This is a genomic window from Paraburkholderia tropica, from assembly GCF_900109265.1.
GTDB classification, from domain to species: Bacteria; Pseudomonadota; Gammaproteobacteria; order Burkholderiales; family Burkholderiaceae; genus Paraburkholderia; species Paraburkholderia tropica.
This window is the reverse complement of sequence record NZ_FNZM01000026.1, coordinates 63041-87083: the sequence shown is the minus strand read 5'-3', so window position 1 is coordinate 87083 and position 24043 is coordinate 63041. Positions and strand designations below refer to the sequence as shown.

17 protein-coding genes and 7 pseudogenes are annotated in these 24043 nt (G+C 62.6%); 13 read left to right on the top strand and 11 right to left on the bottom strand.

The annotated features are described in order from the left end of the window. Nucleotides 1-18 precede the first annotated feature (18 nt). The 6 genes from BMY06_RS33530 to BMY06_RS33505 all read left to right on the top strand — a co-directional run bounded on the left by BMY06_RS33530 (nt 19) and on the right by BMY06_RS33505 (nt 6658). A complete protein-coding gene (locus tag BMY06_RS33530) occupies nt 19-750 on the top strand; it encodes an iron-containing redox enzyme family protein (protein ID WP_074987294.1) in 732 nt (243 codons plus the stop codon). A gap of 129 nt (nt 751-879) precedes the next feature. Further along, nucleotides 880-2337, top strand: a complete 1458-nt coding sequence (locus BMY06_RS33525) for an aldehyde dehydrogenase family protein (RefSeq protein WP_074987293.1) — start codon at nt 880-882, stop codon at nt 2335-2337. 106 nt (nt 2338-2443) lie between these two features. Then, on the top strand, nt 2444-2923 hold the full coding sequence (locus BMY06_RS33520) for a GlcG/HbpS family heme-binding protein (protein ID WP_074987299.1): 480 nt from the start codon (nt 2444-2446) through the stop codon (nt 2921-2923). A gap of 74 nt (nt 2924-2997) precedes the next feature. Beyond that, nucleotides 2998-4035, top strand: coding sequence for a 2Fe-2S iron-sulfur cluster-binding protein (locus tag BMY06_RS33515; protein ID WP_074987292.1), 1038 nt, complete (start codon nt 2998-3000; stop codon nt 4033-4035). Beyond that, on the top strand, nt 4032-4988 hold the full coding sequence (locus BMY06_RS33510; RefSeq protein ID WP_074987291.1) for an ornithine cyclodeaminase family protein: 957 nt from the start codon (nt 4032-4034) through the stop codon (nt 4986-4988). Before BMY06_RS33515 ends, BMY06_RS33510 begins: the two co-directional genes overlap by 4 nt. Next, nucleotides 4985-6658, top strand: coding sequence for an MFS transporter (locus tag BMY06_RS33505; RefSeq protein WP_080180635.1), 1674 nt, complete (start codon nt 4985-4987; stop codon nt 6656-6658). The genes BMY06_RS33510 and BMY06_RS33505 overlap by 4 nt, the downstream gene beginning before the upstream one ends. Nucleotides 6659-6683: 25 nt before the next feature. On the opposite strand, the gene BMY06_RS33500 is transcribed toward BMY06_RS33505, so the two are convergent. The 11 genes and pseudogenes from BMY06_RS33500 to BMY06_RS33450 form a co-directional block, all read right to left on the bottom strand. Continuing rightward, on the bottom strand, nt 6684-8027 hold the full coding sequence (locus BMY06_RS33500) for a type II toxin-antitoxin system HipA family toxin (RefSeq protein WP_074987289.1): 1344 nt from the start codon (nt 8025-8027) through the stop codon (nt 6684-6686). Nucleotide 8028: 1 nt separating this feature from the next. Next, on the bottom strand, nt 8029-8292 hold the full coding sequence (locus BMY06_RS33495; RefSeq protein ID WP_074987288.1) for a helix-turn-helix domain-containing protein: 264 nt from the start codon (nt 8290-8292) through the stop codon (nt 8029-8031). Between the two features lie 196 nt (nt 8293-8488). Continuing rightward, nucleotides 8489-9453, bottom strand: a pseudogene (locus tag BMY06_RS33490) (helicase-related protein); the annotation flags it as partial. Between the two features lie 145 nt (nt 9454-9598). Further along, nucleotides 9599-10174, bottom strand: a pseudogene (locus BMY06_RS40710) (dsDNA nuclease domain-containing protein); the annotation flags it as partial. A gap of 608 nt (nt 10175-10782) precedes the next feature. Further along, the gene (locus BMY06_RS33480; protein WP_074987287.1) at nt 10783-11394 is read right to left on the bottom strand and encodes a CGNR zinc finger domain-containing protein; all 612 of its coding nucleotides are present in this window, start codon (nt 11392-11394) and stop codon (nt 10783-10785) included. Nucleotides 11395-11530: 136 nt separating this feature from the next. Further along, nucleotides 11531-12667: pseudogene (locus tag BMY06_RS33475) on the bottom strand (IS3 family transposase). Nucleotides 12668-12888: 221 nt separating this feature from the next. Then, a pseudogene (locus BMY06_RS33465) lies at nt 12889-13889 on the bottom strand (phage integrase family protein); the annotation flags it as partial. 225 nt (nt 13890-14114) lie between these two features. Then, nucleotides 14115-14516, bottom strand: a pseudogene (locus BMY06_RS33460) (CobW C-terminal domain-containing protein); the annotation flags it as partial. Between the two features lie 64 nt (nt 14517-14580). Further along, a pseudogene (locus tag BMY06_RS40360) lies at nt 14581-14670 on the bottom strand (IS6 family transposase); the annotation flags it as partial. A gap of 240 nt (nt 14671-14910) precedes the next feature. Then, entirely contained in the window at nt 14911-15519 is a 609-nt protein-coding gene (locus tag BMY06_RS33455) for an ANTAR domain-containing response regulator (RefSeq protein ID WP_074987285.1), read from the bottom strand. Next, nucleotides 15516-16682, bottom strand: coding sequence for a transporter substrate-binding domain-containing protein (locus tag BMY06_RS33450; protein WP_074987284.1), 1167 nt, complete (start codon nt 16680-16682; stop codon nt 15516-15518). Before BMY06_RS33450 ends, BMY06_RS33455 begins: the two co-directional genes overlap by 4 nt. 399 nt (nt 16683-17081) lie before the next feature. On the opposite strand from BMY06_RS33450, the gene urtA reads away from it, so the two are divergent. From urtA to BMY06_RS33420, 7 genes and pseudogenes are all read left to right on the top strand, one after another. Further along, nucleotides 17082-18275, top strand: a complete 1194-nt coding sequence (gene urtA, locus BMY06_RS33445; RefSeq protein ID WP_074987283.1) for an urea ABC transporter substrate-binding protein — start codon at nt 17082-17084, stop codon at nt 18273-18275. A gap of 61 nt (nt 18276-18336) precedes the next feature. Then, a complete protein-coding gene (gene urtB / locus BMY06_RS33440; protein WP_074987282.1) occupies nt 18337-19236 on the top strand; it encodes an urea ABC transporter permease subunit UrtB in 900 nt (299 codons plus the stop codon). 4 nt (nt 19237-19240) lie between these two features. Continuing rightward, nucleotides 19241-20377: an urea ABC transporter permease subunit UrtC gene (gene urtC, locus BMY06_RS33435; RefSeq protein ID WP_074987281.1), complete on the top strand. Its 1137-nt coding sequence runs from the start codon at nt 19241-19243 to the stop codon at nt 20375-20377. Then, nucleotides 20374-21048: pseudogene (gene urtD, locus BMY06_RS33430) on the top strand (urea ABC transporter ATP-binding protein UrtD); the annotation flags it as partial. The gene urtC and the pseudogene urtD, both read left to right, overlap by 4 nt. Before the next feature lie 9 nt (nt 21049-21057). After that, entirely contained in the window at nt 21058-21111 is a 54-nt protein-coding gene (locus BMY06_RS40705; RefSeq protein WP_390971001.1) for an ABC transporter ATP-binding protein C-terminal domain-containing protein, read from the top strand. Between the two features lie 2 nt (nt 21112-21113). Beyond that, entirely contained in the window at nt 21114-21803 is a 690-nt protein-coding gene (gene urtE / locus BMY06_RS33425; protein ID WP_074987279.1) for an urea ABC transporter ATP-binding subunit UrtE, read from the top strand. A 97-nt stretch (nt 21804-21900) separates the two neighbouring features. Continuing rightward, nucleotides 21901-23445, top strand: coding sequence for an amidase (locus BMY06_RS33420; protein WP_074987278.1), 1545 nt, complete (start codon nt 21901-21903; stop codon nt 23443-23445). Nucleotides 23446-24043: the final 598 nt, after the last annotated feature.

The following is a 24043-nucleotide window of genomic DNA, read 5'->3' as shown; positions in this document are numbered from 1 at the left end:
GATCAGGAGCAAACGAAGATGGCCGAACTCATGAACCGCGACGCATTCCGCAGCGCGCTCGAAGAAGCGATCAAGGGCAAGAGCGCCAACAAGGCGCCCTTCAGCGTCGCCTGGGCGAGCGGCAAGCTCTCCCGCGCGCATCTCGCACGCTGGGCCGAAAACCACTATCACTATGTCGGCCCCTTCGCCGACTATCTCGCCTACCTCTACGCCCGCACGCCCGACCACATGACCGAGGCCAAGGACTTCCTCCTCGCCAACATGTACGAGGAAGAAATTGGCGGCGACCGTCACACCGACCTGCTGATCCGTTTCGCCGAAGCCTGCGGCACCACGCGCGAGCGCGTCACCAACCCCGACAACATGTCGCCCACCACGCGCGGCCTGCAGGCGTGGTGCTATTCGGTGGCGATGCGCGAAGACCCGGTGGTGGCGGTGGCCGCGCTGGTGGTCGGGCTGGAATCGCAGGTGCCGTCGATCTACCGCAAGCAGACGCCCACGCTGCGCGAGCAGTACCAGTTCACGGACGAAGAGGTGGAATTCTTCGACCTGCATATCGTCTCGGACGAAATCCACGGCGAGCGCGGCTACCAGATCGTGCTGGAAAACGCCACCACGCCCGAGTTGCAGCAGCGTTGCCTGAAGATCTGCGAGATCGGTGCGCAGATGCGTCTGCTGTACACCACGGCGCTTTACTACGACTACGTCGAGAAGGAAATCCCGCTGCCCGAACTCGGCCTCGCAGCATAAGCGGTCAAGCGTAATCATCAGGAATCCTTGAGGTTATAGAGGCCGGAAACTAGCGCTGGCCGTTCCGCACAATCGATGGCGATAGATTCGTCATCGATTGGCATAACTAATCAATAAAGTGTGAATGTCATGAGCGAAATCGCGACGGTATTCAAGAATCTGATTGCGGGAGAGTGGGCTGCCAGCGTAAGCGGCAAGACCTTCCCGAACATCAATCCCGCCGATACGCGCGATCTCGTCGGTCAGTTTCAGGCATCGACGGTCGAGGACGCGCAGGCCGCGATCAGCGCGGCATCGACGGCATTCGCGAAATGGCGCCGCATGTCGGTGTCCGCGCGCGCGAAGATCGTCAACAAGGCCGCCGACTGGCTGGAAGCGAACGCCGACGCTTTCGCGCTGGAATTGACGCGCGAAGAAGGCAAGCCGCTCGCGCAAAGCCGCGACGAAATTCTGCGTTCCGCGCAGGTGCTGCGCTTCTATGCGGTCGAAGCGCAGACCTTTACGGGCGAAACCTTCCCGAGCGACGATCCCGAGCAACTCGTGTACACGCAGCGCGAACCGCTGGGCGTCGTCACCGTGATCACGCCGTGGAATTTCCCGATCTCGATTCCCGCGCGCAAGATCGCGCCCGCGCTGATGGCCGGCAACACGGTGGTCTTCAAGCCTTCGTCGGATGCGCCGCTGATCGGTTATCGGCTTGCCGAGGCGTTCGTGCAAGCGGGCATTCCGGCGGGCGTGCTCAACTACATCACGGGCCGCGCGGGCGATATCGGCGCGGCCATCACCGAGTCGCCGGTGGTGCGCGCCGTGTCGTTCACGGGTTCGACGGGCGCGGGCGAGCACATTCATCGCTCGGTGCTGATCACCACGCGCACGCAAATGGAACTGGGCGGCAAGAATCCGCTCATCGTCATGGAAGACGCCGATCTCGAGCGCGCCGTCGATCTCGCGGTTAAGGGCGGTTTCTCGCTGAGCGGCCAGGCGTGCACGGGCACGAGCCGCATTCTGGTGGTCGAAGCGGTGCGCGAAGCGTTCACGGCCAGGCTGGTCGAGCGCGTGAAGCAACTCAAGATCGGCAGCGGCGTCACGCCCGGCATGGATCTCGGTCCGCTCGCGAATCGCAAGCAACTCGATACGGTGCTCGGTTTCGTGGCGTCCGGCAAGCAGGAAGCGACGCATTTGATCGGCGGCGATCAGTTGACGGGCGAAGGCTTCGAACACGGCTATTACGTCACGCCCGCCGTATTCGCCGATGTGCCGGAAAACGCGCGTATCTATCGCGAGGAAATTTTCGGGCCGGTGCTGGCGATTGTTTCGGTGACGAATTTCGACGACGCCATCGCGAAAGCCAACGACACGGAATACGGTCTTTCGGCGGCCATCGCGACGTCGAATCCGCGCTATATGCACCGCTTCGCCGACGAGATCGAGTCGGGCACGGTGAAGATCAATCGCACCACCACGGGCAACGTGGTCAACGCGCCGTTCGGCGGCTTGAAGCGTTCGAGCACCTCGACATTCCGCGAGTCGGGCCGCGCGGGGCTGGAGTTCTATACGCAGATCAAGACGGTTTATCGTGGCTTATAACGCGACGGCCTTTAATGCGGATATATCGGGCGAACGCTTCATCCTCGCGCGATATCGACGCAATCGTGAATCGAAAAACACGCAGAAAACGCACGGAAAACGCCTCATGAAAAGTATCTTCAAACTCGAACTGACCGAAGCCCGCGCCATGGCGCGCGCCGCGCTCGAACGCGCGCAGGCCATCAATGTTCCCGAGTCGGTGTGTATCGTCGATGCGGGCGGTTATCCGCTCGTGCTCGAACGCATGGACGACGCGCGCATCACCGGTCCGCAGATCGCCTGGAACAAGGCGTTCACGGCGGCCGGCCACAAGCGCTCGACGCATCTGTTCACGAAAGCGCCCAACGGTCCCGCCTTGCCGGGCAACGAGGCGTTCGGCATTCAACTGAGCTTCGAAGGGCGCTTCGCGGCGTTCGTCGGCGGCTTTCCGATCGTCGTGAACGACGAGGTGATCGGCGGCGTGGGCCTGAGCGGCGGCAACGGCGAGCAGGACACGCAATGCGGTCTCGCGGCGCTTGAAGCGTTGCAGGCGCTGCTTGCGGCGAGCGGGCAGCGCGTGCTCGTGGAAGCCGACATCAAGAAATAACGCCGTCGCGATTGCGGCAATGCGTCCGCCGCGCGGCGGCGGGCGCGTCCCCTGTTTCGTTAGAGATTGGCACGATGATCTATCAGATTGAGATCGCGGAAACCGGCGAGCGCTTCGCGGCGCAGGCCGACGAATCGCTGCTCCAGGCGGCGTCGAACGCGGGCGTGGCGTTGCCGCACGATTGCCAGTTGGGCGGCTGCGGCACCTGCCGCGTGAAGGTGATTCGCGGCGCGCACGAGTATGAGGAATTTCCGTTCGGGCTTTCGCAGGAAGAAGCCGATGCGGGCTACGCGCTCGCGTGTCAGGCGCGCGCGCGCAGCGACATGCTGATCGGCGCGGCGCAAGCGGGCGCGGACGTCTCCGCGCCAACCGTGGTGCAGGCGCGCGTGATCGACGTGAGCGTGCTCGGCCCGGACGTGCGGCGGCTTGCCGTCGCGTTGCCCGAATCGCTCGAACTCAAGTTCAATCCCGGCCAGTACATGAACGTGCTGCTGGAAAACGGCGAACGCAGAAGTTTTTCGATGGCGTCCGCGGCGGGCGCGCAGGCGCTCGACTTTCATATCAAGCGCGTGCCGGGCGGGCGTTTTACCGATGGCGGATTGTCGGCGCTGCGTGCGGGCGATGCGCTCGACGTCGAACTGCCGCTCGGCATTTTCCGCTTTCACGCCGAAGACTATCGGCCGCTCGTGATGGTCGCAACGGGCACCGGTCTCGCGCCGGTCAAGGCGATTCTCGAATCGTTGATGGACGATCCCGATTGTCCGCCGGTTTCGCTTTACTGGGGCGCGCGCACGCAAGCCGATCTCTATCTGCACGACGAAATCCAGCAGTGGGGCGCGCGGCTCTACGAATTTCAGTATGTGCCGGTGCTGTCGCGTCCGCATGAAGGTTGGAGCGGGCGGCGCGGCTACGTGCAGCACGCGGTTTGCGAGGATTTCGCGGATCTTTCCGAGCACGCGGTGTATCTGTGCGGCTCGCCCGCCATGATCGACGACGCGCGGCATCGGTTTCTTCAGCGCGGCGCGAGCATCGACCATCTGTACACAGACAGCTTCACGTTCCAGCACGAAGCCGAAACGCAATCCTTGCATCAAGAACGGGAGACTTCATGATTCATTTGACGGATGCGCAGATCGACGAGTTGATCACCATCGACGATGCCATTCCGGCACTCGAACGCGGCTTTCGCGATCTCGCCAACGGCCACGCGGCCGTGCAGCGCCGCGTGCGGACCGAAGCGGGCGGCGTGAAGCTGTCGACGCTCGGCGCGGTCATGCCCGAACTGGGCGTGGCGGGCGCGAAGGTGTATTCGACGATTGCGGGGCAATTCAATTTTTCGATCGTGTTGTTTTCGACCGTGGACGGCAGCTTGCTCGCCACGCTCGATGCGAACGCGATCACGCGCTTGCGCACCGCCGCGACCACGGTGGTGGCAGTGCGCGCACTGGCGAAGCCGGACGCGCGTACCGTTGCCGTATTCGGCACCGGCGTGCAGGGCCGCGCTCATGCGCTGGCATTGGCCGCGCATACGAAGCTGCGTTCGTTTCGCATCGTCGGGCTGGAGGGCACGCGCGAACTCGCAGCGGCGGTGATGGCGGCCGGTTCCACGCGCGGCATCGAAGCCTCGGTATGCGAAGCAAACGATGCGGTGCGCGGCGCGGACGTGATCGTGACCGCAACGCGCGCGACGGGCGCGCTGTTCGACGGCAACGCGGTCGTGCCGGGCGCGCTCGTGAGCGCGATCGGTTCGAGCCTGCCGCATACGCGCGAACTCGACGACACGCTGATCGCGCGGGCGTCGCGCATCGTCGTGGAATTGCGCGAGCAGGCGCGCGAAGAAGCGGGCGATTTGCTGCTCGTGAAGCCCGGCACGTTCGACTGGAACGACACGGTCGAACTCGGCGACGTACTCGCGGGCCGCGCCACGGGCCGCGCATCGGCGGACGATATCGTCGTGTATAAAGCGGTCGGCATCGGCTTGCAGGATGTGGCGCTGGCCGGTATCGCGTGGCAAAAGCATCTCGCGCGCAACGCGAAACCGTCGCCGTTGGACGCTGCACGATGAGCGCCACGCCGGGGACCGAGGCGCACGCAACGACAACCGAAACCCCGGCACAGGCTGTGGCGAAAGCGGCGGCACAAGCGCAGCCGCAAGCCAGCGAGCGGCCGTTCCGCCAGTCGCTGCTCGCGATGCTGGGCTTGTCCAGCGTCGTCATGACGGTCGCCATCGATCAAACCGTGGTCGGCACGGCGCTGCCGTCCATCGTCGCCGATCTGCAACGCTTCGATCTCTACGAATGGGTCGCCACGGCGTATCTGCTGACTTCGGTGATCACGGTGCCGGTGTTCGGGCGGCTCGGCGACTGGTTCGGGCGCAAGCCGCTCATCGTCGTCGCCATCGTGCTGTTCACGCTGGCTTCGGTGCTGTGCGGCGTGGCCAGTTCCATGCCGATGCTGATCGCGTGCCGCGCGTTGCAGGGCGTTGGCGGCGGCATGCTGGTGGGCACCTGCTTCGCGTCGATCCCCGATCTCTTTCCCGACCCTGTGCGTCGATTGCGCTGGCAGGTGCTGTTTTCGAGCGCCTTCGGTCTCGCCAACGCGGTCGGTCCGTCGCTTGGCGGCTTTCTGAGCCAGCATTACGGATGGCGCTGGGCGTTCCTCGTCAATCTGCCGGTGGGCGTCGTGAGTCTGTATCTCGCGGCGCGGCATTTGCCGCATATTCGTCACGTGCGGCGCCAGCGCCTGAACGCCGACTGGCGCGGCGCATTGCTGATCGCGTTCGCGCTCGGCGCGTTTCAACTGCTTGTCGAAGCGGCCGGAAGCGGGATGGGCAGCGGGACCGGAAGCGCGGCGCACGTCGGCCTCTATGCGCTGATGGTGGCGATCGGCTTGGGATGGCTCGCGCGCGAGGAGCGCCGTGCCGCCGATCCGATCATTCCGCCTGGCCTGCTGAAAGATCGCGCGACGCTCGTGCTGCTGGTGTTATCGATGCTGATGGGCGTCGCGATGTTCGCGTTGCTGTTCTACGTGCCGTTGCTGTTGCAAGGCGGCGTGGGACTCGATGCGAGCGAGACGGGCGTGGTGGTAACGCCGATGGTGGTGTGCATCACCGTGGGAACGATCGCGAATACGCGCATCGTGACGCGCCTGAAACGGCCCAATCTGCTGCTTTATCTCGGCTTCGGGCTGCTCGGCGCGGCGTGCGCGACGATCGCGTGTGTCGGCGGGAATCGGCATAGCGCGGCGTTCGTCGCGGCGATGGTGGCGGCGGGCGTCGGCATCGGCTTCGTCATGCCGAACCTGACCGTGTTCGTGCAGCAAGTGGCCGGCACCACGCGTCTGGGCATTGCCACGGCGCTGATCCAGTCGTCGCGCATGGTGGGCGGCATGCTGGGCACGGCGGTCGCGGGAACGACCATCCGCCACTTCTACGTGGCCGGTCTGGATCGCGCGTTGACCGGGCAGGCCGCCGCCGCGCACGCGCAATGGATGGCGGGGTTGCACGATCCGCAGACGCTGATGTCCACGCAGGCCGCCGCGCGGTTTGCGGCGCAGGCGGATCGCGCGGGATTGGCCGGCGATGCGTTGCTGGCGCTCGCGCGCGGCGCGCTCCTGCATGCGGTGGAAACATCGCTTTTGGGCGTGGCGATAGTGATGGTGCTGGCGTGCTTGACGGTTTGGCTGTTGCCGCATATCGCCATCTCGGCGCGCACGCAAAAGCGTCGAGCGACTTGAACGGCGTGAGCGCCGCGCTCGGGCTTCAGCCCTTCTTGCCGTGATTCGCCATCAATTCGGAGCGGCCGATCACGTCTCGCGCGGCCTCGGCTTTATCGGCGTCCGAAAAACCCGCGGCGTCGATCACCGGCGTGAGCGCCTTGAACGCCACTTGCGGCTTGGCGCTGCGTAGCGACGCCATGCCTTCGTTCCACGCGTGCAGCATCTGCTTCGCGATCCAGTGCCAGCGCGTTTCGTTCCTGGCCGCTTCGACGATATCTTTGCCCGTCGATACGGCCGAGTCGCACAAGGCTTCGACCATCTCGCGATACCGCTTCGGCGCAATGCCGAGCCGCGTGTTGAAGAAGCGTTCGAGCGTCTTGCCGGGCGCCCATGTCTTGCGGCCGTCTACGCTCAGGCCGGGCGGATTGTTCGCGAAACGCGGATACGCCTCGGTGGTGACGATGTCGTAGGCGGGCGTGTAGATCACGTCGTCGATAGTCGAGTAGAGCAGCGCGATGTTTTTGGCGTGGCAGACGGCGTTGCGCACGACATAGTTGGCGAGCAGCAGCCAGCCGAGTTGCTCCGCTTCCTGCCGCCAGTTGGCCGCGCCGATATACGGCTTGGTGGCGTTGAGAACCTGTTCCGTCGACGGACGATACTTCTCGTGCGGCGGCAGGCCGAGCAGGCTGCAGGCGTCTTCCACGCCGAACGCCGGCTTGCCCGTTTCGTCGACATCGAAGCGATCGACCACGAGCAGGCGACCGTCGTCCGACATCGTGGTTTTGGCGACGCGCGCCACGCCCAGCCGGGCCAGCACCTGCATCGAATAATGTTCGTTGAAACCCAGATACGGCGTTTGCTCGTCGGAGCCTTTGACGATGTGCTGGCTGGTGCGCAGCGTTTGCTTGCCCACGGGCGTGTCGACCGCGGACGCTTCCGGCGCGAGGAATTTCGGCACCGCGCCCGAAATGGCGGCGCGCGCGTAATAGCGCACGAGTTCGGCGAAATGCGCGGTGGTGATGTCCTCGTGCAGCAGGCTTTTCAGATCGAGCGGATCGAGTGCGCCGCCCGGCGCGCCGCCTTCGGGCGCGACGGTCACGCGGCCGATGCCCGATCCGCCGATCACGGCGAGCAGCGAGAGATCCGTGCCGTCGAGATACGGACCGAATTCCTCGCGAATCACTTGCAGCAGAAAACCTTCGGGCAGGTTTTGCCGGAAGAACGGATGCAGGTCGCGCGGCCACACCCAGGCGTCTTCGCGAACCGGCATCGTCAGGCTGACGAAATCGCCGGCGTTGGTGTCGGCGGTGTAGCGCAGCGCGTAGTCGTCGGCCTGGCGATAAAGATCGGCAACCCGTTTGCCTTGCGTGTAGACGTGGAGGCGCACGTTACTGGCCCTCGGCGTGGCGCTGCTCGTTCAGCACGTCGTCCAGCGTGCGCCGATGGCCGCGCTTGACGACGCGCAGGTCGTAGCCCGCCGCTTCGAGCAGTCGCGCGAGCGCGGAAACGCTCATGTCGCCGCGCGCGAGTGTTTCCATGCGCGCGAGCGTCGTGCGCGCGACGCCGGCGCGCTCCGCCAGTTCCTTTTGCGAAAGTCCGGCCTCGCGTCGAGCCTCTTTCAGCATCTCGCCGACATCCGCGAGCGTGGTCATATGTAGCCCCTGGGCATCATAAATCGGAATAATGAGATTTATTGTAGCCTATGTGCTACAAAATGCATTCTTGAATTTGTACCCTTTGGGCTACAAGGTCGATCGAAAAGGCGATTTTGGTGGCCGTGGGGCTACTAAACGCAGTAGCTCCCGCTGCGCGACGGCAACGGCCGCGCGCTCATCTCACCGATCCGCTTTAGCGTTTGCCGCGATTGCCCGCCGGCTTGTGCGAACCCGCAGCCGGCTTACGCGACGAACCCGCATTCGGCTTGCCAGCGGGTTTGCTGCGCGGCTTTTTCACGCTGAACGGGCTACCGCTGATCAAACTGGCGTCCACGGGGCTTAAGTCGTAATCCGCGGTAGTCGCGCGCTGCACAGCGGGCTTATGTTTGTTCTCGCCAGTTTGCGGACGCGGCTTCTTCCCAGGCGCTTTCGCGGCGACCGGCGCGGCTTGCGGCACTTTGGGTTCTTTGGCTTTTTCGGTTTCTTGACGATCTCGCCCGTCGTGCTGGTTTGCGGCACGCGGTGATCGGCTTCGAAACCCGGTTCCTCTTCGCGAGGCAGCGTTTGCCGGATCAGCGCTTCGATCGCGGCCAGTTGCGGCGCTTCGTCGGCGCATACCAGCGAAACCGCCACGCCGCTCGCGCCCGCGCGGCCGGTGCGATGCACGTAATCCTGCGCCACGATCGGCAGATCGACGTTGATTACCAACGGCAGATCGTCGATATCGAGCCCGCGCGCGGCGACATCGGTGGCCACCAGCATCTGCACTTCGCCCGTCTTGAAACGTTCCAGCGCACGCAAGCGTGCGGGCTGCGGTTTGTCGCCGCGGATGGTGTCGACCGCATAGCCCGCTTCGTCGAGCATGGCCGCCAGGTAATCCACGCGGTTGCGGGTTTTGACGAACACCAGCGCGTGTTTCCAGTGGTTCCGCGCCACGAGGTGCATGAAGAGATCGGGCTTGTTGCGCTTGTCCACCGGCACCACCCACTGCTTGATCCGGCTGGCCGTGGCATTGGGCAGGCTGACGCTGATATCGACCGGGCTGCGCAGAATGCCCGCGGCCATGGTGCGGATATCGTCGGTGAAAGTGGCGGAAAACAACAGGGTCTGACGTTTCGCGGGCAGCGCCGCAAACACGGCGTTGAGTTCGCGCGCGAATGCTCAGGACGTCAAGCAGGTCTCCTAGGCCGACCCCAGTTGCTAGATCGATGTCAGCTTTGGATAGCCCTCCGATGGGAGAGCAGGACTTCTCCTCGACAAGCGTCACCAAGCTTCTTGCGAGGCGTTCAATCTCGTGTTGATGCAGCTCAATCTCGCTGTGCCTCCAGATTGCATTGTGCGCGGCAATACTGAAGGCTTCGAGCGTATCGCCGATGTATTGAACGTTCGGCAGCAAGGAGAGTTTCTTTCGAGCCGCATCAATCTGCTCGGAGGACAGTGGACTCTCGGGTGAAATGATTTCCGCGAACTTTTCGATGAGCTGACGGATGTACTTCTTGCTGGACGTGCCGGCGGAAAGGTCAGTGACGACGCCGTGAACATCGTCGTTGAAGTGAACGTTGCTAAGAACCGTGATTTCACGACACTGGTCGCCGAATTCGACGGTATGCATGAACAGCTTGCCGGCGATGCTGTTGCGGACCGCCTCCAACTTCTCGTCCGTATCCAGCGCACCTGTCTTCTTGAGAGCGAACACCTCCGCGACATCCCATTGCTGGTTTGCCTTGCCCTTGGTCTTCACTTGGAAGAAGTGGTAGTCGACAACACCCGCTACGGTTCTGCGCACGACAAAATCGTCGTGATAGTCGCAGTAGACCCGGTCGATCTCTTTGCCGCTCAGGATCTCTAGCGCTGCATAGGCGGCTGCTTGGAACTGCATACGGAACCTGGCGACAGTGGTTCGACCAACTGTCTCGCGCGGCTTTTTATCATGGATGACGTCCAAGCCTTTTGCATTATCCCCGGATTTCGTATGCCCGCTTTGTATCACATTCGCGTGAGCGCGCCCACGAGACGTTTTGCGGGTGCGACGGGAAATTTGGCGCCAAATGCTCGTGCGAGCGGCGGCACCGTGACTTCGGCCTATTACAAGGTCGTTTTTGTCACGGCTCCGGCCCACTTTGTTGAGAGATTCCATGCTGTATAAATATACAGTACTATCTCGGCTGCCGCAGCTTGGAGAGCCAGAAGCCACCCATTCCACTGAAATCTTTCAGGTAGGTGCACCGGGGTGGCGTGAATCGACAGGCTGCCTTGGTGGCACCCGCCATCACGTGGCAACTTAATGTCCGTCTGTTCCCATTCAAACCGGTCATTCGAGTGACCGTTGGCTGTCTCAGCCGAGCGGCAGAAACTGGCCGAGTTCCGCCCGACGCTGACGCCCGGAACCGACCCACTCCGGACCTTTGGTTTGCCTCAAAGCGGCCGCTCAGCGCTGAAAGCCCAAGCCTCGTCTAGCATCTCGACTCTTCCGCCCGCTACTGGCGCTCAGGCTTTCGTTAGCTGATAGTGCCTTGACGCCCGGGCCCGATTGCCACAAGTCTCAGCCTTGCACCACCGCCTGCGCTTGTTTTTGGAACGATCTACGAATAGCCATGTGCAACGTTCGCATTCCCTCACGTAGGGCATTTCGCTACTGAGTAGAAGTTGCTGAATGTCTAATGCGATGCGGTTCGACAACGTATTCAGGCCAGCTTTATCCGTGTCGATCTGCCAATCGCACCCGTCTGGACGCCGCTCCAAACGAGCGACACTGACCGCTGCGGCGACGGCACTTCGCAAAACGACGTCATCCGCCGGCTCCACCACACGGTTGGCCGCTAGTGCGGAGAGTAGCCGATACAGACTTTCGCGAAAAAGTCGCAATTGCTCGAGGTTGTGCGCGGCTTCGGCTGGAGCCTGCACCGCCATCGCGCGCAGACGCCTACCCTCGTTCCCGGAAACCGCGCCGGCTGCGGAGGCCCAAGCCACCGCTGCCCGGTAGTTGGTCAAGCGCTCCTCGTCTCTCGTCTTGTCCCGGCCGCCCTGCGTATTCGCGAAATCTAGGCATAGAGCCCCCCCGGCGAAACTGCCAGCGTTCCATGCTTGATCTTCCGTCATCGGTTTCCCCTCATTTTTAATGCTCAAAATAAAGTTTACACGTTAGGAAAAATCGCGAGCAAAATAATGGTTGAACAGAGGTGGCGCCGCTTGTTCGGACAGGGTCCGGAGATTTTAAGTGGAGCATCCGGGGCGATCATGCTGCCGATTTGATCGCTGGCAGCGTCGCGAAGTATGCCTCATGGGGCGTCTGATCCGCCAGGCTCGAATGAGGACGTTTGCGGTTGTACAGCTCAATATATTGGCCAATGGAGCGCCGGGCGTGGCTGACCGACTCGTAGGCTCTCAAATAAATCTCTTCGTACTTGATGCTGCGCCACACGCGCTCGACGAACACGTTGTCGCGCCAGGCGCCTTTGCCGTCCATCGACAGCCGGATGCCCCGGCCGAGCACCGCCCCGGTGAAGGCTCCCGCTGTGAACTGGCTGCCCTGATCGGTGTTCACGATCTCGGGGTGCCCATAGCGGGCGAACGCTTCTTCCAGCGCTTCAACGGCATGCACGGCCTCCAGCGTGATCGCTACGCGGTGCGTGAGGATCTTGCGGCTGGCCCAGTCCACCACCGCCGTCAGATACACGAAGCCGCGCGCCATGGGAACGTAGGTCGTGTCGAGTGCCCAAGCCTGGTTGGCCCGCTCTATCTTCATGCCACGCAGCAGATACGGCCAGACCTTGTGCTGCGCGTTGCGTCGACTCGTGCTCGGCTTGCAGTACAGCGCCTCCACGCCCATGCACTTCATGAGCGTGCGCACGTGGCGGCGGCCGACCTCGTGGCCTTCCCGGCGCAGCAGGCGCACCAGCATTCGTGCACCGGCAAACGGGAACTCCAGATGCAGTTCGTCGATCCGGCGCATCAGGCGTTGATCGACTTCCCTGACAGGCCGCGCCCGGTAATACGCGCTCGATCTCGCGATACCAACAAGCCGGACTTGCTGCGAAACCGGCAACGCATGGCCACGGTCAATCATCGCTTTGCGCTCAGCAATCCCGCCTTGGTGAGCGCACCGCTTAAAAAAATCATTTTCCAGGCTGAGTTGGCCGATCTTGGCGTGCAGGGTCTTCACGTCCACCGGTGCCTAGCTCGACACCGGGCCGACCGCACCGAACACGTCAGCCGCGCGCTCCTGCAACTGCCGTTTCCATTCCGTGATCTGGTTCGGATGCACATCGAACTGCTGCGCCAGTTCGGCGAGCGTGCGCTCGCCCTTGACTGCCGCCAGGGCTACTTTCGCTTTGAACGCCGCTGAGTGCGTGCGTCGGGTTCGTTTCGTCATTTCCTCAGTTCCTTTGCCTGCATTATCGCTGGCTCAGGCCCCGGCCGTTCCACTTATCCCGCCGTCCGATTTTGCGCGACCACCTCAATCTGACATTGCTCCTGTCTGAGTGTCCGTTAGTGGGTAAGCGCGTCGCGACGACCGTCTTGACGACGGACGCTGAAGCTCAGTCGCTAGCGCGAAACTGATGGGCAACGACCCATGGCATCAACTCGCTGGGCCCCTCGCACCTTGAGCCCGGCGAAAGGGTTGGCGAACATATAGCGCTGCTCGATCAGCCAGCGGAACATTGCACCGAGGACCGATATCGCATAGGCAATCGACCGCGGTGACAGCCGTCCGGTAAAAGGACGCCATTCTGGTGAGGATCGCGGACGCGCCGGGGCGACCCAGCGGCCGCGAGGTGCGGGATGCCGCAAGAAGGCGCGGTAGGCAGTGGCATCCTCGGTGGCCAGTGGCGACAGTGCCTTGCCACGCTCGACGATGGCCCATAACAGCAGTCGTTCTGCTTCCCGGCGATAGGCGCGCTGCGTTTGCGCCGCTTCGTGCAAACAAAGCCAGGCGCCGATTGCCTCGTAGTCGTTGCTGGCTTCGAGCGCGCACATCTTCTGTGGCGCTCGGAAGGTGCCGTGCGAGCCGTCGACCTCATGCGACAGATGGATTCGCTCCCAGGTACGACCGGCTCGGGCGACACGACCGCGACGAGAGCACGGGCCCGCTCGGTCAGTTGCGGATGCGAGGCGAAGAAGACCTCAATTTTCCGTGCGCTTCTGATGCCGAGTCCGGGGATGGCAATCCACCAGCGACGGCGTCGGGGAATGCGCACGGTCAGCTCGGCCAGCGTGTTGATGCCGCAGGCTTGCAAGGCTGAAACCGCCCGGGTCGGCAACCACGCACTGACCGGGTCGCTGACTCGCGGCTGCGGAATGGGCAGATACCCCAGGATCTCCAGCGCGCGGGCGACGGTTTTGGCGTGACGCGTCCGCTCAGCGACCGCGCACCGGAACAACGCAGCCAGATCGTCCCTGTGGCGGTTGTGCGCAAAGTCGGCGATCTGTCGCCGGATGCGGCCGAGAATGCCGCGTGCCGAGCCGCCTTCCCCGAGCGCATCGGGGCAAAAGCGCACGACCGCGTCACGCGATCCCATTCCCGCATACCAGGCGCGCAGTGCGGCTAGGGACGCGGCGTCGGGCATGCTGCATGGAATAGCGAAATCCTGCATCGGAAGGGTTGGCAGCGCGAACGGGCTGGTTATGGTAGCACCGGGGGCCGTCATGAGGCGCGTCTTGTAAAACGGTAGTTTGTGAATAAAACACAGCTCTATCGCTAAGAGCAGTTAGCGACATAGAAACATGCAAATGCCTTGGCAGATTAGACCTGTCATTGCAGCGTCTTACGGGACTAGCAAGCCCGCCCGGTAAAACGAGGGGCGCTTTCAACTCCGTCGCTAAATGGCCGAGAGAGCGTCGAACGCGTCGGCTTCCGGAAGCCGCCCCCACGATCCCGGTCCAGAGTTGATTTCCTCGACTGTCAGCAGGCACGCATCGAGTTCATGCTGCAACCGCTCGCAATCGATCGCTTGCCCGATGAATACGATCTCCTGCCGACAATCGCCGACCGGCTCCTCCCATCTGTTCAGCACACCGTCGCGGCGATAGTCGTCGCGCGGCCAGTCTGACTGCGGGACGAACCGCCACCAGCGGCCGACGTAGCCCCACTGGAACCGTCCGCCCGTCTGCACCAGCATGCCAATCTCGGCATGGCGGTGTGCGGCCCACAGGTAGCCCTTGCAGCGCAGCAGCCGGCCGTTTGTCCACGGTTGACATAGCCACGCGAGCAGGCGTGCCGGAGTCGCGCGGGATTCCGGCGCCACGAACGGCGGCGATGCCGCGGCGTCGCGCCCGCGCAGGCTCAAGGCTGAACCGGAAGTACCAGCGAACGGCGCAGCTGATGACGATAGCGGGGAAGCGGTGGCCGTGATAAAGCGATTTCGTCTTCTTCATCGCTTTATTCTACTGCTACACCTCCAGCAACCTGACAGTGCCGATTTGTGCAGTGGAGACCTGCGAAGCCAGATTGGGCACGGCAGACAACGTTGCTGCCCGCCGGCATTGGGCATTGACGCTGGGTGACGAATCAAGCGTGATCCAGTGACCTGACAGTATAGGCGCGCGCATAGTCGATGGACCCTTGAGCTGACTTTCGTCGCCGACGCTTTCCGAATGAAGGTTCGGGAAAGCCTCTTACATCCGCAGCAACTGGTTTGCATTGATGATCGCACTTGCGATCTGCTCGATCGGCGTGCGATCGGTCATCGATTTTGCGCGCAACAATTCGTATGCCTTGTCCTCGGAGATGCCATTGCTTTGGCTGAGTATGGCTGTCGCGCGCTGGATCTGTCGTCGCTCGCTTGCTTTCTCGTCGTTGCGCTTCACGCGGCGTTCGAGTTGAAGGCGATTGCGATGCTGAAACATCGTGATTGAAATGGCCGTCAAGACACCGAATGATCGGACCGGAGAGGAAATTACGCAATGAGCGTCCAGTTGCATCGCCGCCTCGATGATGATGGGATTCTCGTATGTGACGACGGGAATGACGGGCAGTGGATCGCGTCGTTCGCGCCACTTCAGTTCGACCGCGAGTGATTCCGGACGAACGGCGAGAAACACCAGATCGACGCTGTCCGGCAATTCGGCTGCATGAGGCCAGAACGTGCAGACGCGGCATCCGATCAGATTCAGTTGCGCGACCAATTCCGCACGATCGTCGTCATCGGGATGGATCACGGCGACATGTAGCGAGCGGATCGCCCGCAGAATTTCGGGCGTACGGGCGGTGTGGAAGGGCTTCATTCGCGCACTCCCGCTCGCACTTCGAGCGCGGGTGCGCGCCGGTCATCGTCGAACGCGATGACGAACGGATCAGGGCGTACCCAGTCCGGAGATTCGCTCAGGATGTCGAATTGGGCGCGCGCGTTCAGACGTCCGATACGTGGACGCAGGTAGGTGTGGTGATTGCGCTCATCAATCCTGACGCGTCCTTGGGGCGCGTCGAATTCGAGCCCCGGCAGAGCGCGCAGTAGCGCATCGGGCTCGGCACCACCGGTGCGCCGCATCGCCTCCGCGAGCAGATGCATCTGGAAATATGCAGCTTCCCAGCACATGTCGGTGACCACATCGTCACCGAAACGGCGCTGGAAACGCGCGAGCACGTCTCGATTAACCGGCGTGTCGACCGACTGGAAATACGGCGCCGACGTAATATGGCCTTCGCCGATATCGGCACCCATCGCGGTAAATTCCGTTTCGGTCGTCGACAGCGTCGCAATCGGGCAGCGCGCGGGATCCAGGCGGGCTTCCGCGTAGGCGCGATACAGATGCGCCATCCCGATGCCGACCACGGTCGAGAAGATGAAGTCAGGAGCCGCGGCAACGATTTTCTTCATCGCGTCCTGATACGCCTCGTAATCCGCATTCAATGGCAGGTAGATTTCGCCTGCCTTCTCACCGCCGCTTTCAAACACGAGGTCGCTCATCACGCGATTCGCCTCGTAGGGATAGATGTAGTCGGAGCCGATCATGAACACACGCTTGCCGTGATGGCGCAGCATGTAGGCGGCCAGCGGGAAGCTGTTCTGATTCGGTGCTGCGCCCGTGTAGAACACGTTGCGGCTGCATTCGAAGCCTTCATAAAGCGTTGGATACAGCAGCAGTGCGTTGTGGCGCTCGAGCACCGGCAGCACGGCCTTGCGCGTACTCGACATGTAGCAGCCGACCACGACGCGTATCCGCTCATTGGCGATCATTCCGGTCAGCAGTTCAGCGTAGCGAGACGGACGCGATGCGGGGTCGCAAAGGACGAGCTCGATCTCGCGGCCGTCGATGCCGCCGGCCTCGTTGATCTCCTCGGTTGCGAAGCGCGTTGCGCGTTGCTGAGAGCATTCGATCGGGGCAGTCACGCCGGTTTCGGAAAGTAGGACGCCGATCCGGATCGGGTCGCGATGCGATGAAGTCATGAGAGAGGAAAAGCAACGGTAGGAGGAATGAGGCTGCAAGGAAGCTGCAAATGCGCACGGCGCAACATTTCGCACTGTCATGCTTTACGTGCCCGCTGGCTCAACGACGTGACCATAACTGATTCGCGTATCGAAAAGCAAACCCGGTCCGGTCGGACGCAACGGTATGGAAATTTTTCTGAGCGGTTGTGGCTCGTCCGTTAAATTTTCGCTTGCAGCGGAATTTTCGCCAGGATATGTTTTCGCCATGGCAGCGGAATTGTGTTCCTTGCCACCGAGTACACACTGATTGCGCGGTGTCGGACAAAGGCGTCCGATACTGCAACGGCCACTGAAGCCCGACGTCCAGCACACGCTGGTCGTCGGGCTTTTTTTTCTTCATTTTTCTTGAAGGTAGCGATGACAGCCGATCGACGTACGTTTCTCAAGAGTGCCCTGGCGTCCGCCGCCGCGGCTGCGTTTCCTGCCGTTGCGACGCTGGCGAGCCGCTCGGCAGCAGCAGCCACGGAGCCGATCAAGGTCGGCATTCTGCATTCGCTGACGGGCACGATGGCGATTGCCGAAGCCCATATCGTCGACGCTGAGAAGATGGCGATCGACGAATTGAATGCGAGCGGGGGCGTGCTCGGCCGGCCGATCCAGACGGTCGTCGAAGACGGCGCGAGCGACTGGCCGACCTTCGCCGAAAAGGCCCAGAAGCTGCTGGAGAGCGACAGGGTGTCGGTGATCTTCGGCTGCCACACGTCCGCCTCGCGCAAGGCGGTGCTGCCGGTGATGGAGCGTTATAACGGCCTGCTGTACTACCCGTGCTATTACGAAGGCCTCGAGATGTCGAAGAACATCATGTACACCGGGCAGGAGGCGACGCAGTCGGTGATCCCCGCGATCGGCTGGCTCGCGAAGAACAAGGGCAAGAAGTTCTTCCTGATCGGCTCGGACTACGTGTGGCCGCGCACGATCAACCGGATCGCACACCCGGTGGTGGCGAAAGCGGGCGGCACGATAGTCGGTGAGGACTACTTCCCGCTCGGCGCGATGGAATTCTCGTCGGTGATTGCCAAGATCAAGGCCGCGAAGCCGGACGTGATCCTGTCGACGGTCGTTGGCGGCTCGAACGTCGCCCTGTTCAAGCAGTTGAACTCGGCCGGTATCAATGGGCACAACCAGGCCATCATGGCGCTCGCCGTCAGCGAAGAGGAGGCATACGGCATCGGCAGCGACAACCTGGTCGGCGTGCTGAGCTGCATGGGCTACTTCCAGAGCATCGACACGCCCGGGAACAAGGCTTTCGTGAGCGCGTTCAAGAAGCGCTACGGCCAGAATCGCGTGCTCGGCGACACGATGGAGGCGAGCTACACGTCGGTGCATCTGTGGAAGCTCGCGGCCGAAAAAGCGAAATCGCTACAGGTCGAGAACGTGGTGGCCGCGTCCTCGGGGCTCGAATGGGACGCTCCAGAAGGCAAGGTCCGCTTCCACACGAGCAACCATCACCTGTGGAAGCACGCCCGGATCGGTGCGTTCCGCGCGGACGGCCAGGTCGACATTCTGTACGAGTCGCCGCTGATCGAGCCGAATCCGTTCCCGAAGCTTTGAGCGCGCGCGTTGGCGCTTCTGGCGTGGCCGCCCCGGCCACGCGTTCTTCCGGTGATCGACTATGACTCCCGATTTGTTGCTCACGCAGGTCTTCAACGGCCTGTCCTTGTTTACGGTGCTGGCGCTCATGGCGCTAGGCCTCGCGATCGTGTTCGGCCTGATGGGCGTGATCAACATGGCGCACGGCGAACTGATGGCGCTCGGCGCGTACATGACCTATCTGTGCGCGCAAGTCTTCCAGCGCTGGCTGCCGTCGCTGATGGGCGTGTATTTCCTCGTCGGCATCGTGGTCGCGTTCTCCACTACGTTTGCGGTGGGGGTGCTGCTCGAACGCGTGATGATCCGCCGCCTCTACAAACGGCCGCTCGATACGATGCTGGCCACCTGGGGCCTGTCGCTGGTCTTGCAGCAGGTCTTTCGTCAGCTGTTCGGCCCCGTCGACGTCAGCGTGCCGACGGTGAGCTGGCTGCAAGGCGCGTGGCCGCTCGGGGGCACTACGATCCCGCTGAGCCGCTTGTTCATCATCGGATTGACGGGCTGTGTCGCGTTGGCGGTTTTCCTGTTTCTGTTCCGCAGCCGCTGGGGACTGCGCATTCGCTGCGTGATGCAAAACCGCGCGATGGCCGGCGCCGCCGGTATCGATGCGCAGCGCGTCGACGCCGTGACGTTCGGGCTCGGCTGCGGGCTGGCCGGGATCGCCGGGAGTGCGCTGACGCTGCTGGCCTCGACGGGGCCTGTCACCGGCCAGCAGTACATCGTCGACACCTTCGTGGTGGTGGTGTTCGGCGGCGTCGACAGCCTGGTCGGCACGTTCCTGTCGGCGTTCTCGATCGGTCAGATGCAGTCGCTGCTGGAACTCGTACTGAGCGGCTCCATGGCGAAGGCCTCGATCCTGATGCTTGTGATCGTCGCGCTGTATTTCCGGCCCAACGGCCTGTTCGCCCTCAAACTTCGGCGGTGAGCCCATGAAAGATCTTTCGTCCTCCCCGGTCGCGCCTGCTGTGCGACCCAATGCGGCGGCGGCCGGCAGCAGCCTCGTCGCGTTCGCGAACCGTTACAGCGTGGTCGGGCTCGCGATCGTGCTGCTCGTCGCGATCCCGCTGTTATGCGACACATTTCGACTCGGCCTTTTCGCGAAGTATCTGACGTTCGCATTCTGCGCAGCCGGCCTGGTTCTCGCCTGGGGCTACGGCGGGATTCTGAGCCTCGGCCAGGGCATTTTCTTCGGGCTCGGCAGCTATTTCATGGCGATGAACATGAAGCTCGAGGCAACGGCCGCCGATCCGGCCGCCGCGGTGTTCGGCGGTGGCGGGGCGCCGGTGCCCGACTTCATGACCTGGAACGGCATCACCGACTTGCCGTTCTGGTGGAAACCGTTCGCGCACGTCGGATTCGTGATCCCGGCGATCCTGCTCGTTCCGGCCGGGCTCGCATTCCTGCTGGCCTACGCGAACTTTCGCAAGCGCGTCGGTGGCGTGTACTTCTCGATCGTCACGCTCGCGCTTGCTTCGATCCTGTCGATTGTGATCATCGGCCAGCAGGGCTATACCGGCGGCGTGAACGGCATCACGAACCTGCCGACATTCATGGGCTACAACGTGCAGAGCAACGGTGCGGTGCGCGTGCTGTACTACATCGGCGCGGTGCTGCTGCTCGCCATCGTGCTGCTCGGCCGCTTCATCGTGCGCAGCCGTCTCGGCAAGGTGCTCGTCGCGATCCGCGACCGCGAGGACCGGATCCGCTTCTCGGGCTACGACACGGCGATGTTCAAGGCGTTCGTGTTCGCGATGGCCGCGATGTGCTCGGCGATCGGCGGCGCGTTGTTCACGCTGCAAGTCGGTTTCGCGTCGCCGTCGATCTGCGGAATCGTGCCATCGGTGGAAATGGTGATTTACGCAGCCGTAGGAGGGCGTCTGTCGATGGTCGGCGCCGTCTACGGCGCGCTCGTGGTCGGGGCCGGCAAGAGCTACCTGTCGGAGCATTTCGTCGGCTTCTGGATGTATCTGATCGGCGCGCTGTTCATCGTGGTGCCGATGTATCTGCCGAAGGGACTGGCCGGATTACTGCAATCTTTCGCGCCTGATCGGGAGGGCACGCAATGAACGGCCTCGTGTTGTCGGTCGAGAACCTGACCGTGTCGTTCGACGGCTTCAAGGCCATCGACGAGCTGAATTTTTATGTCGATGCGAACGAATTGCACGTCGTGATCGGCCCGAATGGCGCTGGCAAGACGACGCTGCTCGACATGATCTGTGGCAAGACAAAGCCGACGTCGGGCACGATCTGCTTCAACGGGCTTCATCTGGAACAGATGCTTGAGTACCAGATTACGCGCGCGGGCGTGGGACGCAAGTTCCAGAATCCGATGGTGTACGAAGAACTGACGGTCGAGGAAAACCTCGAGATTTCCTACCCGCGCAAGCGCGACGTGCTCGGCTCGCTGTTCTTCCGACGCGACGCTGCGTTACGCGAGGCGATCGACGAGATCGCCGGGAAGATCTTCCTGTCCGACCAGCTTGGCCGCCGTGCGGGGCTGCTGTCGCACGGGCAGAAGCAATGGCTCGAAATCGGCATGCTGCTGATGCAGGATCCGGCGCTGCTGATGCTCGACGAACCCGTAGCCGGGATGAGCGCGAAGGAACGGGAACTGACGGCCGAGTTGCTGCGTGAAATCGCGCGCGGGCGTTCGGTGATCGTCATCGAGCACGACATGGAGTTTGTGAGGTCGATTGCGCACAAGGTCACGGTGCTGCATCAGGGCAGGAAACTCGTCGAAGGACCGATGAGCGCGGTGCAGCAGGATCCGCGCGTGGTCGAGGTCTACCTGGGACACTGAAGATGCTGAATGTCGAAAACCTGAACGTGTACTACGGCGAGAGCCACGTGCTGCACGACCTGAATTTTTCTCTCGCGGCCGGTGAAACGCTCGCAGTGATGGGCCGCAACGGTATGGGCAAGACCACGCTGATGAAGGCGATGATCGGCATGATTCCGTCTCGCAGCGGGCGCATCGAACTGAACGGCTGCGATCTTGCGCAGGCGCGCAGCGATCGTCGCGTGTCCGCTGGCTTCGGGTTCGTGCCGCAAGGGAGGATGATTTTTCCGAATGTCTCGGTCGAGGAAAACATCCTGAGCGGCATGGAGCGGGTGCGTCGCCCGACAATTCCCGACTATATCTTCGAGGCGTTTCCCGTGCTCTGGGAGATGCGGGGGCGGCGCGGCGGCAATCTGTCCGGCGGCCAGCAGCAGCAACTCGCCATCGCGCGCGCCCTGGTCTCGGAGCCAAAAGTCCTGATCCTCGACGAACCGACCGAAGGCATCCAGCCGTCGATCATCAAGGACATTGCGCGCACGCTGAACCGGCTCAAGACGGAACGCGGCTTCGCGCTGCTGGTGTCCGAGCAGGTGTTGTCGTTCACGCTCGACATCGCCGACCGCTTCCTGATTATCGAGCGCGGCCGCTTCGCGCACGAGGCGGCGCGCGACGGCATCGACGCCGACAAGATCATGACGTTTCTGACGGTCTGACCGCTCATGGGCGCGATGGGCGTCCGTCGACGGCTGGCCACGAGACGCATGCGCCTCGCGTGCATGCGATGTTTGACCACTGAACCTGGGATGCACCATGTCGCAAACGCAAGACACCACGCCAATCGATCTCGACACGCTGACCGTCGAGCGCGTCCAAGCCGGCTTTGCCGAGGGCCGCTTCACGGCCGAATCGCTGGCACGCGCGTGCTTCGCTCGCATCGATGCGCTAAACGATCAGTACAACGCGATAATTTTCCTGAACCACGCAGCACTCGACGACGCGCGCGAGATCGACCGGCGCCGCGCGGCGGGCGAGGCATTGGGGCCGCTGGCTGGCGTGCCTGCCGTGATCAAGGATCCGATGGACATGGTCGGCTTTCCGACTACGGCAGGCTGGTCGTTGTTGTACAGCAAGACGGGCGGTGTCGATCTGATGCCGGCAACCGATTCGCCAGTGGTCGCGCGGATGCGCGCGGCTGGCGCGATTCTGCTCGGCAAGACCAACGTACCGGTGCTCAGCCATTCCGGTACGCACGCCGACGACAGCTGGGCCGGTCCTACGCGCAACGTCGTGATGCCGGACCGCGTACCCGGAGCGAGTAGTGCCGGTACCGCGGCGGCCGTTGCGTCTGCAATGGCTGTGCTTGGGCTTGCCGAAGAGACCGGGGGCTCGATCCAGAACCCTGCATCGTCACAGGATCTGGTCGGCATCAAGCCGACGATCGGCCTCGTGCCGAATGCGGGTGTGGTTCCGCTTTCAGGTAATCGTGATGTGGTTGGCCCGATCGCGCGAACCGTGCGCGATGCCGCGCTTTGCCTCGACGTGCTGGCGGGCTACACGGCCGAGGACCCCAAGACCCTCGCGTCGGTCGGACACGAACCGGAGGGCGGCTACACCGCAGGTCTGCGCGCCGACGCGCTGATGGGCAAGCGGATCGGTCTGTATGGCGCGGGATGGCGGGCGCAGCCGCTCTCGGATGAAGCCGCGCATTTGTACGAGCGCACGAAGCAGGAATTGCGGGATGCAGGGGCGACGCTCGTCGACGACCCGTTTGCCGGCACCGGCTTTGCTTCGCTCCGCGAGCCGACGGCGCCGCTTCCGAATTTCGACGCGCGAGGCCTCGAATCGATTCCGTACGATCTTGAGCAGTATTTGAAGCGTCTGGGGCCGGATGCCGCTCTGAAAACGTTCGCCGAGTTTGCGAAGGCGACAGCGGCTCAGGACGTGTTTGCGCCCGGCGAGATTCTTGGCTATCTGCAGAACCTCACGCAGTTCAGAGCCGCGCTCGCCAATCCGGCGAGTCCGCCGGATCTCTCTGAATTCATTGAGTTGAAAGCGAGGTATCTGAAGATTTTCGATGCCGTGATGACGGAACATCGGCTCGATGCACTTGTGTTTCCGCAGATGCGCAGCGAACTGCCCCTGTTCGGGAGCAAGGAGACTATCCAGGAAACGACGGTGGGGGAACTGAATATCGCCGGGTTGCCGGGCGTGACGGTGCCGGCCGGATACTACGAATCGGGATCCCCGTTCGGAATTATCTTCGTCGGGCGGCAGTGGAGCGAGGCTGCCTTGATTGCTATGGCCTACGCGTTTGAACAGGCGACACTCCATCGTAGGGTACCAAAGCTGGGCTAGGCGGACCGGTCGGGGATAAAAATATCGCTGCACTCGGCTTTAAAGACGGAGGTTAAGGCGCCTGTGGCGAACATCTAGGAAGTACCTGTTGCCTCTCTCTTTAATGCAACTAACGATCAACGAGATCATCTTACCCGAACGCCTACCCGCGACATTCAACGGACTGCTTTCCATAAGCTTGGCGGGAGGGGGAAGTGCTGAATGCTCAACTAAGCGGTCAGTGAGTCGGGATCTTGCAGTCCGGACGGGCACATAGTGACAGGATGCGCGAATTGGCATGGAGAAGACAAAATGTCGCTTATCATCGGCAATAATGGGACATTTTTGCGTTTAGCTACGGTGGGCAGTGACGTGTGGCTGGTGAACGAAACGCGTGGCACAGATAGGGGTGGGGCGTTCTGATGCGCATGCGGACTCGACTCTGATCGGTCGCCGGTGAACGTTGCGTGCCTGCGGTGGCCCTCCGGGGCGCTGAATTGATACTGTCACGGGGAGGCTGTAACGGTGGTCCGCAAGTGACGGTGAATGATGGTTTTTCGTACCCGCCCAGAGCGCTTCGAGTTGGTGACGAATGGAGCGTTTGAGGCGCGGTAGTGAG